This window comes from Streptomyces sp. IBSBF 2435 (assembly GCF_036815005.1).
Taxonomy (GTDB): domain Bacteria; phylum Actinomycetota; class Actinomycetes; order Streptomycetales; family Streptomycetaceae; genus Actinacidiphila.
Genome location: NZ_JAJSYW010000358.1, coordinates 1 through 2445, shown reverse-complemented (window position 1 = coordinate 2445; position 2445 = coordinate 1). Strand labels below are relative to the sequence as shown.

General features: G+C 75.7%; 2 protein-coding genes. One reads left to right on the top strand and one right to left on the bottom strand.

Going from position 1 to position 2445, the window contains the following annotated elements:
• Positions 1-149: 149 nt before the first annotated feature.
• Positions 150-446: a trypco2 family protein gene (locus tag V7E46_RS33330; protein ID WP_329179240.1), complete on the bottom strand. Its 297-nt coding sequence runs from the start codon at positions 444-446 to the stop codon at positions 150-152.
• 92 nt (positions 447-538) lie between these two features.
• Here V7E46_RS33330 and V7E46_RS33325 point away from each other — a divergent pair, with 92 nt between their 5' ends.
• A complete protein-coding gene (locus V7E46_RS33325; protein ID WP_333771897.1) occupies positions 539-2344 on the top strand; it encodes a serine protease in 1806 nt (601 codons plus the stop codon).
• Positions 2345-2445 lie beyond the last annotated feature (101 nt).

Genomic DNA, 2445 nt, shown 5'->3' with positions numbered 1-2445 from the left:
GGCCGGACCCGTCGCCCCCCGCGCCCGGCCCCGCCCGCGCGGTCGTCGTCGGCCAGGGCTACGTCGGCCTGTCCCTGGCGGCACCGGGCCGGCCGCGTCCTCGCCGGCCTCGACCCCGCAAGCGGCTGAGCACGCCGGAACCGGCGGCGTCAGCGGCCCTGGCGGGAGACGTTGAGGCGGCCCGAGCCGTTGTGGGGTTCGAGGTCGACCTGGACGCGGTGGGTGGTGCCCTTGTCGACCGAGCCGCCCAGCTCGGCGGTCACCACGCCGATGCGCAGGCCGCCGCCCGCGGTGCCCGCGCGGTGGACCTGGACGGTGAATTCGAGGCTGACCTTGTCGACCGTGAAGCCGATCTGCTCGTCCTCGGCGGCTGCCCTGGCCTGTTCGAGCTCGCCGCGTATCTGCTGGATGACCTCGGCCAAGCCGACGAAGGACGGCGGTTCCACGGCGGCTGCCCCCAGGGGTGATCCACGGATAAGGGGACAAGTGTAGGTCTTTCGGCGGGACATGACGCTGCGTCAGGCGTATGGTGCACGGCATGGAGGCCGACGGGGGATTCGGTATCGGGTCCTCCCTGGCGACCCCGCCCTGGGCGGTGCGCCTTCGGCGGGCCAATGGCAAGATCGCGGGCAGTGGAATTCTGCTGAGCCCTGACCGGGTCCTGACCTGCGCGCATGTGGTGGGGCGGGACGAAGAGGTCACCGCGGAATTCGTCGGCGCGGCGGGAATACAGGTGCCGAGGGTGGCCGCCAGGGTCACCGGGGGCGCCTACCGGCCGGAGAAGCGCGACGCCGACGGGGACCCCAGCGGCGATGTGGCGCTGCTCGAACTCGACCGGCCGCGCCCCGCCGCCGAGGCGACCACGCTGCACCGGGTGTCCGCGCCGGGCCGCGAGGTGCGGATGTACGGCTTCCCCGCCGCGTACAACGGCGGCCTGTGGCTGCCCGCCACCATCGTCGGTGGCTGCGGCCGGGACGGGCAGGTGCAGCTCCGGCCGCCGAGCCCCGCGGAATTGGCCAGGCCGGGATTCAGCGGCGGCGGGGTGGTGGACCTGGCCACCGACCGGGTCATCGGCATGGTGCTGGCCAGCGCGCCGGAAGAGGGCGGCGGCTACAGCTTCATGAGCCCGGCGGAGACCGTCGTGCAGCACCTGCCCGAGGTCGGCGAGTGGACCGTCGGACAGACCGCGGTCGACGAGGAACTGCGCTCGCCGGAGACCGGCGACGACCGGTCGCTGCTCGACGAGCCGTTCGCCGAGCGGCTGGCGCGGTGGCTGCGCGGCGACGCCCGGATACGCGGCGACGGCGCCGCCCGGCAGGTCAAGATCAGCCTGGTGCCCGACGCCGACCCGGCACGCGCGGCCACCTTGCGGCGGGCGATCACCCTGGCCGACCGGGAGTTGCGCAGCCGGGTCTCCACCGGGCGCGTGTCGCTCGACGCGCCGGGGACCGTGCCCGCGGCCGGCGGCCTGGACCTGGCCCTCCAGGTGAGCGGGCGCGGCACCGACGAGGTCGCCGAGCGGATCGCCCGCCGGATGGGCCTGTGGCAGCGTCTTGACCTGCCGGTCGCCGAGCGTATAGCGGCGGCCCGGGTGACCATCACCCTCGTGGTGGTCGGCGTCGACGCCGCCGCCGACCCGGCGTCGCTGCTCGACCTGCTCGCGCTGCTGGTCGCCAGGGGCAGCCGGGTGCTGCTGGTCTTCCGCACCGCGGGCGCCCATTTCGCGCGTGCCCGGGAGGAGTTGCTGCTGCGCCCCGCCCAGGAGCGCCGGGTGCGGCTGGGCGAGAGGCTGCTGCGGATCACCGGGGCGCCGGCCCGCGAACTCGACGGCCTGATGGCCCGGGTGCACGGCGCCGAGGAGTTGACCGACCGGGCCGTCGACGCGCTGATCCATGTGATGGCCGCCCGCGCCGAACTGACGGGCGGCCAGGGCGCCTTCGCCGGCCCGCCCGACGAGGCCCCGGACCTGGCGCGTTACGAGCGTATGGCGGCCCGCGCCGAGCAGCGGCTGCCGGCCGCCGTCGCCGCGCTGCGCGAACTGCGGTTCCGCCGGGACGAGTTGCGCGGACTGCTCGGCCCGTACCGCAGGCTGCACGAGGAGGGCGCCGCCCGCGGCGAGAACCTGGAGGCGGACGACCTCTACCTCACCGCGCACCGGCTGCTGTACGAACGGCCCTGCCGCGTACCGGCGGCCGAGGCGGCGGTACGCCGCTTCCTGGACCTGGTGGACCGGCCGGGCCAGCCGCCGCCGGACGGTACGGGCCATCCGCGGGCCGCCGAAGGCCCGGCCCACGTCCCCGTCGCGGATGTCGGGGACCGCCACGAAGGGGGTACGCCGTCATGACCGCGACCGGCACACCGTGCCCGCACCGCCCCTGCGCGGGCACCATCACCGCCACCGGCTACTGCGGCACCTGCCGCCGCCACCCCTCCACCGCGCCCGGC

Excerpts from the sequence above, each read along its gene's own strand:
- V7E46_RS33325 (WP_333771897.1), top strand. The coding sequence starts at position 539 with ATGGAGGCCGACGGGGGATTCGGTATCGGGTCCTCCCTGGCGACCCCG.